We start from the raw sequence: 14405 nt of genomic DNA on the forward strand, positions 1-14405 counted from the left end.
AGAAGCAAAGGCGATCATCGCATTTGTTGGTCAAACCGATGGTCAGGCGGCGCTGTCTCCACCAAGCCAAAAGCTGGATCGGGCCTGTAAATCTAGGCTTTCTAAGGCGATTGCGGCTGCAAAATTCAATGGTGCTGCCGGTAAGGTCTTAAGTGTCCATGCGCCTAATGACGCCCTTGATGTTGTGGTTTTGGTCGGCGTGGGCGAGCTGGCAAAAGTCGACGGGGCTGTGCTTGAGCGTGCAGCCGCCGCAGGTGCAAAGGCGCTTCTGACTTCGGGTGTTGAAACCGCTTGTGTGGCGTTGGCAGGCTGGAAGAAGTTGGCCACGGCCCAAAATGCCGCCCGAATCGGTTTTGGTGCTGCTTTGGCTGCTTATCGCTTCGACACCTATCGCACCCAATTGAAGGCTGAGCAAAAGCCAAGCTTGAAGACGTTTGAGGTCGATGTGGCCGAAGGCGCAGACGTGTGGGCAGCCCATCAAGCAGTCGTCGATGGTGTCAGCTTTGCGCGTGATCTTGTGAACGAGCCGGCCAATGTCCTGCACCCAGAAGAATTCGCCAAGCGCCTGAAGGAACTCAAGAGCTTGGGCGTTGAAGTTGAAGTTTTGGGCGAAGCGCAAATGGCCGCTTTGGGCATGCATTCGCTTTTGGGTGTGGGCTTGGGGTCCGCGCGCGAAAGCCAGTTGGTTGTGATGAAATGGCAAGGCGGTGGCGATGAAGCGCCATTGGCTTTGGTTGGTAAGGGCGTCTGCTTTGATACCGGCGGCATCTCGCTCAAACCATCTGGTGGCATGGAAGATATGAAGGGCGATATGGGTGGCGCTGCCGCCGTTGCAGGTGCCATGCGCGCTCTTGCCGGTCGCAAAGCGAAAGCCAATGTCGTCGGCCTCGTGGGGCTGGTTGAGAATATGCCAGACGGCCTTGCCCAACGCCCGGGCGACATTGTTACCTCGATGAGCGGCCAAACCATTGAGATCTTAAACACCGATGCCGAAGGCCGCTTGGTTCTGTGCGATGTCATGACCTATGCGCAAGAAAAGCACGCCCCCAAGGCCATGATTGATCTTGCTACGTTGACCGGGGCAATCATCATCTCGCTCGGTCATGAGTTTGCAGGCCTGTTCTCAAATTCTGATGATTTGTCAGCCAAAATCAGCAAGGCAGGAACCGCTGCAGAAGAGCCTGTGTGGCGCTTCCCGCTGACCCCCGCGTATAACAAGCTGATGGATAGCACGATTGCCGATATGAAAAACGTCCAACGCTCAGGCGGCGGGGCTGGCGCGGGGTCGATCACGGCCGCCCAATTCCTGCAGCGCTTTGTCAAGGATGGGGTTGAGTGGGCCCATATTGATATTGCTGGAACGGCGTGGAAGCCCGGTAATGACGATCCGCGTGAACCTTCTTGGGGCACGGGCTATGGCGTACGTCTGCTGAACCGTTTGGTTGCGGATTCGTTTGAAAGCTAAGCGGGATGACGCAAGCAGCGGCGGAAATCTGGTTCTATCATCTGGAATCGGCCAGCGTGGAAGAAACCTTGCCGCCGCTGATTGAAAAATGCTTGGACCGGGGGTGGCGCGCACATGTGCTTTCACCCTCGGCAGAGCGCCTCCAAGCCCTCGACACCCATTTGTGGACGTGGAAGCCCAATTCCTGGCTGCCTCACCATAGCCCGGGTGCAGACATGGCCCATCTGGCCCCGGTTCAGTTAAGGGAAGTATCCCAAGACACAGCACCGGCTGAGGCGGTATTTCTGCTCGATGGGGCAAGTTGGGGGCCCCTAGAGGGTGTCTCACGTGTCTTTGTCTTGTTTGATGGCCGTGACCCAGACAATGTCAGCCATGCGCGCCAACAATGGCGGGTGGCCAAAGAGGCAGGCCTTCTGCCGACCTATTGGCGACAAGGAGAGGATGGACGATGGGCAAAGAATGGTTGATGCTCCTCATGGTGGTTTTGGCTAATGACCCTGTGGCCAAGACAGAGCCGCCTAAGGTTTCCCCGCCCGCCGCTGTAAAAGAGGGCAAGACGACACCGCCGCCCAACCCATCAAGCTCGCCAAATTCAGCGGCAAAACAAGCCCCGCCGGCGACGCAAGCCAAATGCGATGCAGGGCCTTATCGGTCTCTGATTGGGCGCACCATAAGTGATGTCCTCACCACGCGATTGCCCCCTGGCACGCGTATTTACCGCGTTGGCGATCCTGTTACCGAGCCTGTTCCACCAGGTCGTTTGAGTATCGAAATCAACCGCGGCACAAGAGTTGGCAGAATCTATTGCTCTTAAGGCTTTCAACTCGCCGCCGGTGCTGCTAGAGGCGCGCCTTCCAACTTCAAGATTGCGCGCTCACCCGAGGGCGCGCTTGCTAAACCCTTAAGGAGGCCAGTGTGGCACTCGAACGTACCTTCTCGATTTTGAAACCAGATGCGACCCGCCGGAACTTGACCGGTGCTGTCAATGCGATGATTGAGGCAGCTGGTCTGCGCATCGTGGCACAAAAGCGCATCCACATGACCCGTGCGCAAGCCGAGACCTTTTATGCCGTCCATCGCGAGCGTCCATTCTTCGGCGAGCTCGTTGACTTCATGACGTCGGCTCCTGTTGTGGTGCAAGTGCTCGAAGGCGAAAATGCCATTGCCGCTTATCGCGATGTGATGGGGGCAACCAATCCAGCCAATGCCGCTGAAGGCACGATCCGCAAGGTTCATGCCGTGTCGGTTGGCGAAAACACCGTCCACGGTTCGGACGCTGCTGAGACAGCCGCTCAAGAAATTGCGCAATTCTTCGCAGGCAATGAAATCGTCGGCTAAGCTGATTGCTTGACCTTCGGTGAATTTTGAAAATGGCGGTCGCACGTGCGGCCGCCATTTTTATTGGTGGGTATCAGCCTAAAAGTGCGAGGCCGCCGGGCTTGCCGTCCAGCACTGTGCGACCGTCAACCAGTTTCGCGCGGCCTGAGGCGACGGCTTGGACGCAGGCAGGATACAAACGATGTTCCTGCACTAAAACGCGGGCAGCCAAATCATCGGGCGTGTCGCCGGGCAGGATAGGGACTGCCGCTTGGCCAATGATCGCGCCTTCATCAACCCCTGCGGTTACCCAATGGACGGTGCAGCCATGAATAGTAACGCCAGCTTCTAAGGCCCGTGCATGGGTGTGGAGGCCCGGAAAATTCGGCAAAAGCGAGGGGTGGATATTGATCATGCGGCCTTCATAACGCGACACAAACTCTGCCCCCATGATGCGCATAAAGCCTGCATAGACGATAAGGTCTGGGCTTACTTCATCAATCATCTGGGCCAAGGCCGCATCAAACAAGCTGCGGTCTTTAAAGGCCTTGTGATCCAGACAGCGGGCAGGGATATGTGCTTGCTCTGCGCGCGTCAGACCGTAGGCTTCAGGCCGGTTTGAGATCACATGCACGATTTCATAGGCGCAGTCTGTCGTATGGCTTGCATCAATCAGGGTCTGCAGATTGCTGCCCCCGCCCGATATCAACACCAAGATGCGCGCTTTGGTCATGCCGCCCGGACTTCACCAAGTACGATGGGGTCTTGGCCAAGCTCGAGCCAGAGGTCGAGGAGCGCAGGCACATTTTCGGGCGCGACGCTGGCCACCAAGCCAATGCCGCAATTGAAGGTGCGCGCCATTTCGCCCGCGGCAATGCCGCCGGTTTCTTGCAGCCATTGGAAAACAGGCGGCAATGTCCAAGCATGCTCGTCCAAGACGGGTACCAAATGCTTGGGCAACATGCGGGGAATATTGTCGGTCAAGCCGCCACCCGTGATATGGGCGAGGCCCTTGACTAGATCGGCGCGGATCGCGGGCAAGGCCGCGGCGGGATAAAGCGTGGTTGGCGTCAAGAGGGCCTGACCCAAGGTTTGGCCCTCGCTATAGGGGCTGGCTGCGTCCCATGACAGGCCACTGACCGCCACGACCTTGCGGATCAAGCTATAGCCGTTGGAATGGGGCCCGGACGAGGGCAAAGCAACCAACACGTCGCCGGGGCGCATCGTGTCAAGCTTTGGCAGAACCTTATCCCGCTCCACCGCCCCGACAGTAAAGCCCGCCAGATCATATTTGCCTTCGCTATACATGCCGGGCATTTCAGCGGTTTCCCCGCCAATCAGCGCACACCCTGCTTCTTTACAAGCGCGCGCAATCCCGCTGATGACGGCCGTGGCGACTTCCAGATCCAATTTCCCGCAGGCAAAATAATCCAAGAAGAAGAGGGGTTCTGCCCCTTGGGCGAGAACATCATTCACACACATGGCCACAAGGTCTTGGCCAATGCCATCGTGAATGCCTGCTGCCAAGGCGATTTCAAGCTTGGTGCCAACACCATCGGTGCCGGAGACCAAAATAGGGTCGGTCATCCCAAGGGCTTTGAGATCAAACAGGCCACCGAAACCACCCAAGGCGGCATCTGCCCCGCGACGGGCCGTTGCCTTTGCCAGGGGGGCAATCCGCTTCACCAAGGCATCGCCCGCATCAATATCCACGCCTGCATCCTTATAGGTCAGGCCATTGGCTGGCAGCGTGCCATGAGCGGCGTCAGAACGGGGCGGCTTGGGTGAGTCAGAGGTCATGCAAGCCCTATGATCGGCTACAGCTCAGACCGCAAGAGTGTGTTTCACGTTGGCCTGCTTTCGCGCTATAGAGGGCGCATGACCCAGACACATTTTACTGGCTTTATGCCCCGATGGATTGGTCCCTGTCTTGCACTGGGCCTGACCCTTTTCGCCCCGGCTGCTTTTGCCCAAACAGCGGCGAGTTCTGCTGCGCAAGCTCAACCGGCAGTCCAGTCTAGCCTCAATGCCTCGGCCGTTTATTCGGGGATTGAGGAGTGGGGGAAAATGCGTGCGGCTTTGAGTCGCCTGCAGGGCGTTTCGGTTTCGATCAGTGCGATCTCTATTGATGGGGCGTTGATCCTGTTCCGCTATGAGGGCACACCCTCAGACCTTCAGGCCATTCTGGCGCGCGCCGGACTTGACCTAAAGCTCGATGCCGCAGGTGCGGTCGTCAAAGTCGCGACCCCGTAAGCGGTGTTGACGTGCCCGCCCAGACCCTAAACCAAGCCCATTTAGATTTTGGAACGCCAAATTATGCCGCTGAAGCCTTTGTGGTTTCAGAGGAAACAGCGCCTGCGCGTGCGGCCCTCGACCAATGGCGGACTTGGCCCGGTGGGGTGTTTTGTCTCTTTGGTGAGGCGGGGTCTGGTAAATCACATTTGGGGGCGATTTGGGCAGAGCAGGCCTCAGCGATTGTGCTCAAGGGCTTAGACCTCACCCTCCAATTTGCTGAATCCAAGACGTCCGTGGGCAAACTCATTGCCTTGATCGATGATGCCGATCAGGCAGACGAGACGGCCCTATTTGCCCTTTTATCGAGGCTTGAACGCGAAGGAGGGGCGGTTTTGCTCTTGGCCCGCACGCCCCCTTCACACTGGGCCTATGGCTTGGCGGATTTGCGCTCCCGCCTGAGAGCCATTGCGACCGAATCGCTCAAAGAGCCTGAGCAGAAATTACTGGCACACCTCATCATCCGTTATGCGGCCGCCAAAGGCTTTAAACTCGACGATCCATCGGCCACCTATCTGGCAGCGCGCATCCCGCGCACCTTTGAAGCTGCAAAAGCTGTGACAGCCTGTCTCGAAACAGTCGCGACTTATTCACTAAAAACCCCTATGGCATTAGCGCAACGTGCGCTGCGTGCGCTCTATCCTCAGGATTGGACCGATGAGGAAGCGCAAAGCGGTGACTTATTTGAGGCTTAGGCAAGGATTTCGATGACCCAACCCACAGATTCCGATCCGTCCTTAGGGTTTGCACCCTCGGTTCAGGGCCTGCCGATTACGACCGATCAATTGGTGACCCGTCGGGCCCCTGTGCGCAAATCCAGTAAGCCAAAGACGCCGATTGTGCGCGGCCCAGACCCACAGCGCTATTTGAACCGCGAGTTGTCGTGGTTGGCCTTTAATGCGCGCGTCTTGGATGAGTCGGAAAACCATACCCATCCGATCATGGAGCGGCTGCGTTTCTTGTCGATCTGCGGCAGCAATCTCGATGAGTTTTACATGGTGCGCGTCTCTGGCCTGCGTGAGCAGGTGCGCGACGGGATTAAAACACCCAGTCAAGACGGCTTGACCCCCACCCAGCAATTGGCCCGGATTGATAAGGTTGCCAGTGCGCTGATGGAGCGGCAGCAGGCGTGCTGGCGCGCGATTCATGCCGAACTTCGCGAAGTGGGCTTTGCGGTTGTCTCGGCAGAAGAAGCCGGAGAAATCGACCGCGAAACCTTGCGCGACGATTTTTTGACCCAGTTGTTCCCGGTCTTGACGCCTTTGGCGATCGATCCGGCCCACCCATTCCCCTTCATCCCCAATTTGGGCTTTACGGTCGCGTTCCGCTTGCGGCGCGAACATGATGCACGCGTCATGACGGCCCTTGTGCCAGTGCCCATGCAGGCGGCCCGCTTTATGCCTTTGCCTGCCTTGGACGGGGTGCGCCGCTTTGTGGCGGTTGAAACTGCCATTCGCCTGTTCGCCGACACCTTGTTCCCGGGCTATGAGGTCATTGGCTCTGGCGCCTTCCGGGTTATCCGTGACAGCGACGTGGAATTGCAAGAAGAGGCGGAAGACCTTGTCCGCCAAGCCGAAGCCGCGCTGCGCGAACGGCGTAAGGGCGATGTGGTGCGTCTCAAGATTGAGGCCAGCATGCCCAATGACTTGCAAGCCTTCATCATCGAACAATTGCGCGCCGCCCCCAATGAGGTTGTTCGCGTCAATGGGATTTTGGGCATCGCGCAATTGAGCCAAATCATCCCCGATGATCGGGCCGAATTGAAGTTTAAGCCGTATGTCGCCCGCTTCCCCGAGCGGATACGTGACTTTGGCGGCGATTGCTTTGCCGCCATTCGCGCCAAGGACATCTTGGTTCATCACCCGTTTGAGAGCTTTGATGTTGTCGTCCAATTCCTGCGCCAAGCCGCAAGCGACCCCAATGTTCTGGCGATCAAACAAACGCTGTATCGCACCTCGACCGATTCCCCGATTGTTGCTGCCCTGATTGCGGCGGCAGAGCAGGGGAAGTCTGTGACCGCTTTGGTGGAGATTAAGGCGCGCTTTGATGAGGAAGCCAATCTCAAATGGGCGCGCGACTTGGAACGGGCTGGGGTGCATGTGGTCTATGGCTTTGTGCATTTGAAGACCCACGCCAAAGTCAGCCTTGTGGTGCGGCGGGAGGGAACTGCCCTTCGGACCTATGCGCATTTTGGTACTGGCAATTATCATCCCGTCACCGCTCGCGTTTACACCGATCTATCGCTCTTTACCGCAGACCCAGCCTTTGGCCGGGATGCGGGGCGTTTGTTCAATTTTGTGACCGGCTATGCGACGCCTGCACAAATGGAGAAGCTGTCGGTTTCCCCCGTTAATATGAAGACAGTTCTTCTGGGTCTGATAGATAAGGAAATCGCGGCTGCGAAAGCGGGCAAGCCCTGTGGTGTCTGGGCCAAGATGAATTCACTTGTAGACCCCGTCGTAATCGAAAAGCTCTATGAAGCCAGCCAAGCCGGTGTGCCGATTGATCTGATTGTTCGCGGCATCTGTTGCCTTCGCCCCGGATTTCCCGGCATGTCGGAGAATATCCGCGTGAAGTCGATTGTGGGTCGCTTCTTAGAGCATTCCCGCATCGTCTGTTTTGCCAATGGCGCGCCTTTACCAAGCCCTTCGGCGCGCGTTTATTTCTCGTCTGCCGACTGGATGCCACGTAACCTCGACCGGCGGGTTGAGACTTTGGTGCCAATTGAAAATCCAACCGTGCACCAGCAGATCCTCGATCAGATCATGGTCGCCAATTTGGCCGATGAAGCCCAAAGTTGGTCAATGCTGTCAGATGGTACCTATCAAAGAGTGGTACCCGTCAATGAGGCTGAGCCCTTTAATGTGCACACGTGGTTTATGGAGAATCCAAGCCTGTCTGGGCGGGGTCGTGCGGCAAGCCTGACGCGGCCAAACGCCCCACGCGCCAAAGCTCGCCGCAAATCGTCGCGCGTGAGCCCTAAGGCCTGATATGCCCAATCGTTTTGTCTTTAACCCGCTGCGCGACCAAGCGGTGATTGATATTGGCTCTAATTCCGTCCGCTTGGTGATCTACCGGGTGGAAGGCCGCGCCAATGCGCCGATCCTAAATGAAAAGGTACTGGCGGGTCTGGGTCGGGGTGTGCCGGAAACAGGCAGGCTGAACCCCATTGGGGTGCGCCGGGCCTTAGAAGCCTTGCGGCGGTTCCGCCTCTTGGTTGATGCGATTGGGGTTAAGACCATTCATGCCGTGGCAACCGCTGCGGTACGGGATGCCAGTGACGGGCCAGACTTTGTCAATCAAATCCGGGCCGAGACAGGCTTTGACGTCAAGATCATTTCAGGCCCAGAAGAAGGCCGCTTGTCGGCTTTGGGTGTTTTGGCAGGGGCACCTGGGGCTGGGGGCATTGCGGGCGACTTGGGTGGCTCTAGCCTTGAATTGGTCAGCCTCAGCCCAGATGGGCCGGGCAAAGCCGAAAGCTGGCCTTTAGGGCCACTTGCCATGGGCGTTAGCGATAGTTTTGATGCCGTTGAGATACGTCAGCGTATCGATAACTTCCTGACGCAATCCGATGTCTTGTCGCAAGGCCGTGGGACCGAATTGCACGCGGTGGGTGGGGCGTGGCGGGCAATTGCCAAGATTGACATGATTACCCGCAATTATCCGCTGCAAGTTCTGCACAATTACGCCATGACACGGGCTGAAGCGATCACCATTTGCGACTTTGTTGCCGGTCAAAGCAAGCGCTCGCTAGAACGCATTGATGGGTCTACGGGCAAACGGGCCGAAACCTTGCCCTATGCCGCCACCTTGTTGCGTGCGCTCTTGGATCACGGGGCATTTGAAAGCGTGATTATTTCATCCCACGGGCTGCGCGAAGGCATTTTGCTGGAGGAATTAAGCCCTGAGGAGCGCGCGCAAGACCCCTTGGTGGCAGGTGCCATTGCCATGATCGGCTCTGACCCCCGCATGCGGGAATTTGGCGAAGCCCTATTCTGGTGGGTCATGCCGGTCTTTGAAGATTTGCCGCGCTTGTTTCCAGATCGTCGTGGCGAGATTTTACGCGCGGCTGCCTGTATGTTGGCCGATGTGGGCGCGACCCTCCATCCCGATGACCGGGCGCGGATCGCGTTTGAAATTGTTTTGCGTGCGCCTTATCCAGCCGCCTCTCATATCGAGCGCGTTTTCCTAGCCCGCGTGTCTGCCCGCCGTTATGGCGCAAAGCTCGATGAGATTGAGCCCAATTTGGTCAAGCGCTTGTTGGATGAAGAGCGGCTGGTACGTGCCGATGCCTTGGGGGCTGCGATCCGTTTAGGCGCAGAGTTGTCGGGCCGGTCTGCCCAGCTTCTGACCCAAACCAAATTAAGCCATCGCGATGGCAAGCTTACCCTATCGACGCGTCCAGAATATAAGGGCCTTTTGGCCGAACAAGCCCTGAAACGGCTCGATCAATTAGGCCAAATCCTCAAGACGCCGGTCGCGACTTTGGTGGAATAGGGGGCATTCGGATTTGCGCCGGGGCCGCTTGCGCCGCAGCATGACTTCCCGCCGCGATGATCATGGCGATAAAGCTGCACAGGCTTTGCCAACTCAGATGATTTGTCCAGACAATCTCTGGCGCACTAAAGCTCCACAAATACCCCAGAAATGCGCCCAGACCCAGAATCGGTAAGAGACCGTTCAAATTACGCCTGCTGAGGCCGTAAACGACCAAACAGCCTAACACGACGAGGGGCAGGGCCGATAAAGCCCCGTTAGCGGCATGGGTAAAGGCAGAAGAGTCAAACTGTCTTGGAATCGATACGAGGTGGCTAAAGAGGCAGGACGGCGCAAGCTCGCAGTCTGAAGGCGTGGGCCAGATGGTCGAACCTCGGAAAATGGCCGTATTCTGTGCGGTAACGAGGCCAACCAGAAACAATGCGGTCATGGCCCCGACAAAGATTTGACCCCGAGTTAAAGCCTTACCAAACAACAAGGAATGGGGCGACACGCCGATTATTTGGGAAAGGCTTATCCGCGTCGGCGGCTTTATGACGCCAAGTGCATGAACCCAGCCAATGAAGAAACCGATAAAACCAAGTTCCAGGATTAGTTTGATGAAGCGGAGGGGTGCAGTTCGTAATTTGATTTCATAGGGGGACAGCTGACCCTGAACCTTTGGATGCCATTCAGGCCGAATGCTTAACCAGGGATTTTTGGCTTCTACCTCCGCCATGAAGGACAAAGCCAAAAAGGCTAGACCCGACAGCACAACAAGTCGGAGAAGCGTAGCTGGGCGAGGGTCGTAAGCTGCCCAAAGTCCAGCAAATAAGGCACTCAACACAAAGGGAAGACCGTAAGTTCCGGGCATTTCGGGCCAATAGGCATTGGCCGCCGGGCCATTGATTAATGTGAAGATGATCAAAAATTTAAGCGCGATGCTGGCCCCCAGATAGGGCCAATGTTCGGCCTTGAAGTTGAATCTTGAAATCGCTGAATTCGCCCATGACACTAGGACAAGCGAAGTGCCCCATACGACCAAAGGGATGAGGACGACGCTAAGCAAATCGATACCATAGCTCGACACATATTTGGTTGCCTCAACGGTCTCAACGTACAAGGCGTCATGAATTTTCTCGAAGATGCTTCGCCCAGTGCCAGGTGAATAGGTGCGATAAAGTTCGTTCTCGTAAAGTGGAAATGTATAAACGAGGGTCAGGCCTGTCAGCCAAAGTGCGCTTTTGGCACGATTAGGGATTGAGCGGCGTTTCAAATGGCCAATTTCAGATTGGACATGCACCACCTCCACCTCCCATGCCGCGGCACGTCATAGTACCCGCAGCTTATGTGAGGTTGAATAGATTGGTCAACTTACTCGTCTAAAGCGCTGTCATCCCCATCATCATCCACAATCGCGTCAGCGGCTACATCAAACACCCGGACGCGCTTGCCTTTCATGACAAGCCCGATTTCGCCGCGTTTGAGGCGTAGGGCCTTTTCGCCAAAGGCTTCGCGGCGCCACCCCTTCATGGCGGCAACATCTGCGGTGTCGCTGGCGGCGATTTCTTCCAAGTCAGAGACGGTAGCGAGCAGCTTTGAGGCCACCCCCAAACGCTCGGCCTCACAGCGCAACAGCACTTTCAAAAGTTCCACCACGGGGCCAAGGCCGGGCGGGGACGAAGGCGGGCGTTCGGTCTTAGGGGCGAATTCGGATGGGTTATCCAAGGCTTCGTTCAAAGCTTCGAGCAATTGTACGCCCCCTTTTGAGCGGCCAAAGCCTTTGGGCAAAGCCCGCATCCGGTCCATCGCATCGGCATCGCGCGGGCGCTGTTCGGCGATCTCAAAGATGGCATCATCCTTCAAGATACGGCCACGCGGCACATCCCGCTCTTGTGCAAACCATTCCCGCCAGGTTGCTGCGGTAAAAAAGGCGGCCAGATAATCTTGCGCAAAGCGCTTGGGCTTCAGCCGCTTCCACGCATTAGCAGGCGTTGTGTCATAGGCGGCTGGATCGACAAAGGCCTTCATCTCTTCACTAACCCAATCGGCACGACCCTTGCGCTCTAGCTGGGCTGCCATTTTTGGGTACAGGTCACGCAAATGGGTGACGTCTGCCAAAGCATAGGCCAATTGGTTTTCCGACAAGGGCCTGCGGCTCCAATCGGTAAAGCGGTGGGACTTATCAACCGGGCGCTTGAGCAAGGCCATCACAAGGCCATCATAGGCAATTTGTTCGCCCAGCCCTAAGGCCATGGCCGCTGTTTGGGTGTCAAACACGGGGCAGGGCAGCTTCCCCCCCATCAAGCGGTAAAAGATCTCAAGGTCCTGACGTGGCGCATGAAAGACCTTTAGAACCTTCTCATTGGCCATAAGGGCGAGGAAAGGATCCAGCGAGACGCCTTCCACCAGCGGGTCGATCAAAATCTCCACATCACCCGCAGCGGCCTGAATCAAGCACAGCATCGGCCAATAGGTGGTTTCGCGGAGAAACTCTGTATCGACGGCCACAAATTCATGTTGAGCAATGGCGGCGCAGGCTTCGGCTAGTTCTTGTGTCGTTTGGATCACTTTCATGCGATCTCGTATGGAGTGGATTGAGGTAAAGTGCGAGAGCTAGACCCGATCTGGCGGCTAAAATAATGCAGATCGGGGCCAATTGGCACTTTGTTGCAACACGTCTTATGCCAAAAGGCACCTTCTTCCTCTCTAGAGCCTCTACAGAATGGTCGAAAGCGGCGCTATATGCCCTCCTTTCTTGACCTTTTGGTCGCCACGCGGTCTATCGCGCACTCAAACAAACTCATTGAATCGGCACTTACCCATGTCAGCCTATCGTACACACACTTGCGGCGCCCTTCGCGCCGAACATGTTGGCCAAACCGTCAAGATCGCCGGCTGGATTCACCGCCGTCGCGACCATGGGGGCGTTGCCTTCATCGATCTGCGTGACCATTATGGCATCACCCAGATTGTGTGTGGACCGACCAATCCAAGCTTTGAGAAATTGACCCGCCTGCGGGCCGAAAGCGTGATTGGCGTGGAGGGCGAAGTCATTGCGCGTGATCCTGCCACGGTAAACCCAGAGCTTGCGACCGGTGAGATTGAATTGCGCGTCCTCAGCGTTGAAATTCATTCCGAAGTGACAAGCGAATTGCCAGTACCCGTCTTTGGCGAGCCCGATTATCCAGAAGACATTCGCATGCGCTATCGCTTCATCGATCTGCGCCGTGAGACCTTGCACAACACCATCATGTTGCGCTCAAAAATGGTCAATAGTTTCCGCAAGCGCATGATGGATCAGGGCTTTACCGAATTTACGACACCCATTCTGACCGCTTCTAGCCCGGAAGGCGCGCGAGACTTCTTGGTGCCGAGCCGCTTGAACCCCGGCAAATTCTATGCGCTGCCCCAAGCCCCTCAACAATTCAAACAATTGATCATGGTGGCGGGCTTTGACCGCTATTTCCAGATCGCACCCTGTTTCCGCGATGAAGACCCCCGCGCCGACCGCTCGCCGACAGACTTCTACCAGCTCGACGTGGAAATGAGCTTTGTGACGCAAGACGATGTGTTTGCGACGATGGAGCCTGTGATCGCGGGCGTATTTGAAGAGTTTGGCCAAGGCAAAAAGGTAGATCGCAATTGGGTGCAGATTTCGTATAAGGATTCTGCCCTCTGGTATGGCACCGACAAGCCAGACTTGCGTAACCCCATCAAAATGCAAGTGGTGAGTGAGCATTTCAAAGGCTCAGGCTTTGCGATTTTTGCCAATTTGCTTGAGCAATCGGGCACCGAAATCCGCGCTATCCCAGCCCCCGGCGGCGGTAGCCGCAAATTCTGTGACCGCATGAATGCCTTTGCCCAAAAAGAAGGCCTTCCCGGCATGGGCTATATCTTCTGGCGGCAAGCTGAAGATGGCTCAGGCCTTGAGGCGGCTGGGCCGTTGGCGAAGAATATCGGGCCAGAACGGACAGAGGCGATCCGCCAACAATTGGGCCTCGATTCAGGCGATGCAGCCTTCTTCCTCGGCGGCAAACCTCAGGCGTTTGAGCGTATTGCCGGTAAAGCCCGCATGGTGATTGGCGATGAATTGGGCCTGACTGAGAAAGACCGCTTTGCCTTTGCGTGGATCGTGGACTTCCCCATGTATGAGATTGACGAGACGACCGGCAAGATCGACTTCTCGCACAATCCCTTCTCCATGCCACAAGGCGGATTAGAGGCCCTGCAAGGCGATCCTTTGAGCGTCTATGCCTATCAATATGATTTGGCCTGCAATGGCTATGAATTGGTGTCGGGCGGGATCCGTAACCATAAGCCTGAGATCATGTTCAAGGCGTTTGAACTGGCAGGCTATCCGGCTTCTGAAGTTGAGGCCCGCTTTGGCGGCATGGTCAATGCGTTCCGCTATGGTGCCCCGCCTCACGGTGGCTGTGCGGCAGGGATTGAGCGGATGGTGATGCTGCTGGCTGGCACCGCCAATATCCGCGACGTCATCATGTTCCCGATGAACCAGAATGCGCAAGACCTGATGATGGGTGCGCCCAGCCTGCCCACCCCGCAGCAATTACGCGATCTGGGCCTGCGGGTTGTGGCGGACGATAAGAAAGCCAATAGCTAGACCAAGGCAACCCACTCCCAACTCCTTTTGCCCCGCGAGGAAACCTCCGGGGGTTTGCCTGGTGCTTGCCTGAAGCAAGCAGAGGGGCCGGGGCGCTAAGAGCGCGTCAATGAAGTGGGCCAGATTAACGGACTGGCCCGGAATACGACGCAAACCGTGCGCCCCGGCTGAAATAGTGCTGTGTGCTCAAGGGAGGATCATGAGCCCTCCTCGGTGGTGTCATTACCCCCG

The 14405-nt window shown here is 56.8% G+C and carries 13 protein-coding genes; 9 read left to right on the forward strand and 4 right to left on the reverse strand.

Going from position 1 to position 14405, the window contains the following annotated elements; genetic code table 11:
- Positions 1-16: 16 nt before the first annotated feature.
- The 4 genes from IOB61_RS14900 to ndk all read left to right on the forward strand — a co-directional run bounded on the left by IOB61_RS14900 (position 17) and on the right by ndk (position 2803).
- Positions 17-1465, forward strand: a complete 1449-nt coding sequence (locus tag IOB61_RS14900) for a leucyl aminopeptidase (protein ID WP_290818466.1) — start codon at positions 17-19, stop codon at positions 1463-1465.
- 5 nt (positions 1466-1470) lie between these two features.
- Entirely contained in the window at positions 1471-1932 is a 462-nt protein-coding gene (locus tag IOB61_RS14905) for a DNA polymerase III subunit chi (protein WP_290818431.1), read from the forward strand.
- A complete protein-coding gene (locus tag IOB61_RS14910; RefSeq protein WP_290818434.1) occupies positions 1914-2279 on the forward strand; it encodes a hypothetical protein in 366 nt (121 codons plus the stop codon). The genes IOB61_RS14905 and IOB61_RS14910 overlap by 19 nt, the downstream gene beginning before the upstream one ends.
- Before the next feature lie 101 nt (positions 2280-2380).
- Entirely contained in the window at positions 2381-2803 is a 423-nt protein-coding gene (ndk, locus tag IOB61_RS14915) for a nucleoside-diphosphate kinase (protein ID WP_290818437.1), read from the forward strand.
- A 73-nt stretch (positions 2804-2876) separates the two neighbouring features.
- Here the strand turns inward: ndk and purN are convergent, their stop codons facing one another.
- Together purN and purM are read right to left on the reverse strand one after the other, a co-directional pair.
- Positions 2877-3515, reverse strand: coding sequence for a phosphoribosylglycinamide formyltransferase (gene purN, locus IOB61_RS14920; protein ID WP_290818440.1), 639 nt, complete (start codon positions 3513-3515; stop codon positions 2877-2879).
- A complete protein-coding gene (purM, locus tag IOB61_RS14925; protein ID WP_290818443.1) occupies positions 3512-4582 on the reverse strand; it encodes a phosphoribosylformylglycinamidine cyclo-ligase in 1071 nt (356 codons plus the stop codon). The genes purN and purM overlap by 4 nt, the downstream gene beginning before the upstream one ends.
- Positions 4583-4660: 78 nt before the next feature.
- On the opposite strand from purM, the gene IOB61_RS14930 reads away from it, so the two are divergent.
- The 4 genes from IOB61_RS14930 to IOB61_RS14945 are packed head-to-tail and all read left to right on the forward strand — an operon-like array spanning position 4661 to position 9571.
- Positions 4661-5035, forward strand: a complete 375-nt coding sequence (locus IOB61_RS14930) for a hypothetical protein (RefSeq protein WP_290818447.1) — start codon at positions 4661-4663, stop codon at positions 5033-5035.
- An 11-nt stretch (positions 5036-5046) separates the two neighbouring features.
- Positions 5047-5769 carry a hypothetical protein gene (locus IOB61_RS14935; protein ID WP_290818449.1) on the forward strand — a complete coding sequence of 241 codons (723 nt, stop codon included), beginning with the start codon at positions 5047-5049 and terminating at the stop codon, positions 5767-5769.
- Between the two features lie 12 nt (positions 5770-5781).
- Positions 5782-8064, forward strand: a complete 2283-nt coding sequence (locus tag IOB61_RS14940; RefSeq protein WP_290818452.1) for an RNA degradosome polyphosphate kinase — start codon at positions 5782-5784, stop codon at positions 8062-8064.
- 1 nt (position 8065) lies between these two features.
- Entirely contained in the window at positions 8066-9571 is a 1506-nt protein-coding gene (locus tag IOB61_RS14945) for a Ppx/GppA family phosphatase (RefSeq protein WP_290818455.1), read from the forward strand.
- Here the strand turns inward: IOB61_RS14945 and IOB61_RS14950 are convergent.
- Together IOB61_RS14950 and rnd are read right to left on the reverse strand one after the other, a co-directional pair.
- Positions 9540-10856, reverse strand: a complete 1317-nt coding sequence (locus tag IOB61_RS14950; protein WP_290818458.1) for a hypothetical protein — start codon at positions 10854-10856, stop codon at positions 9540-9542. The two genes, IOB61_RS14945 and IOB61_RS14950, sit on opposite strands and share 32 nt — an antisense overlap.
- Positions 10857-10924: 68 nt before the next feature.
- Positions 10925-12127 carry a ribonuclease D gene (rnd, locus tag IOB61_RS14955; RefSeq protein ID WP_290818460.1) on the reverse strand — a complete coding sequence of 401 codons (1203 nt, stop codon included), beginning with the start codon at positions 12125-12127 and terminating at the stop codon, positions 10925-10927.
- Positions 12128-12374: 247 nt separating this feature from the next.
- Here rnd and aspS point away from each other — a divergent pair, with 247 nt between their 5' ends.
- Complete coding sequence (gene aspS, locus IOB61_RS14960) at positions 12375-14174, forward strand: aspartate--tRNA ligase (protein WP_290818463.1); 1800 nt, start codon at positions 12375-12377, stop codon at positions 14172-14174.
- Positions 14175-14405: the final 231 nt, after the last annotated feature.

This window comes from Aquidulcibacter sp., assembly GCF_020253525.1.
Lineage (GTDB): Bacteria > Pseudomonadota > Alphaproteobacteria > Caulobacterales > Aquidulcibacteraceae > Aquidulcibacter.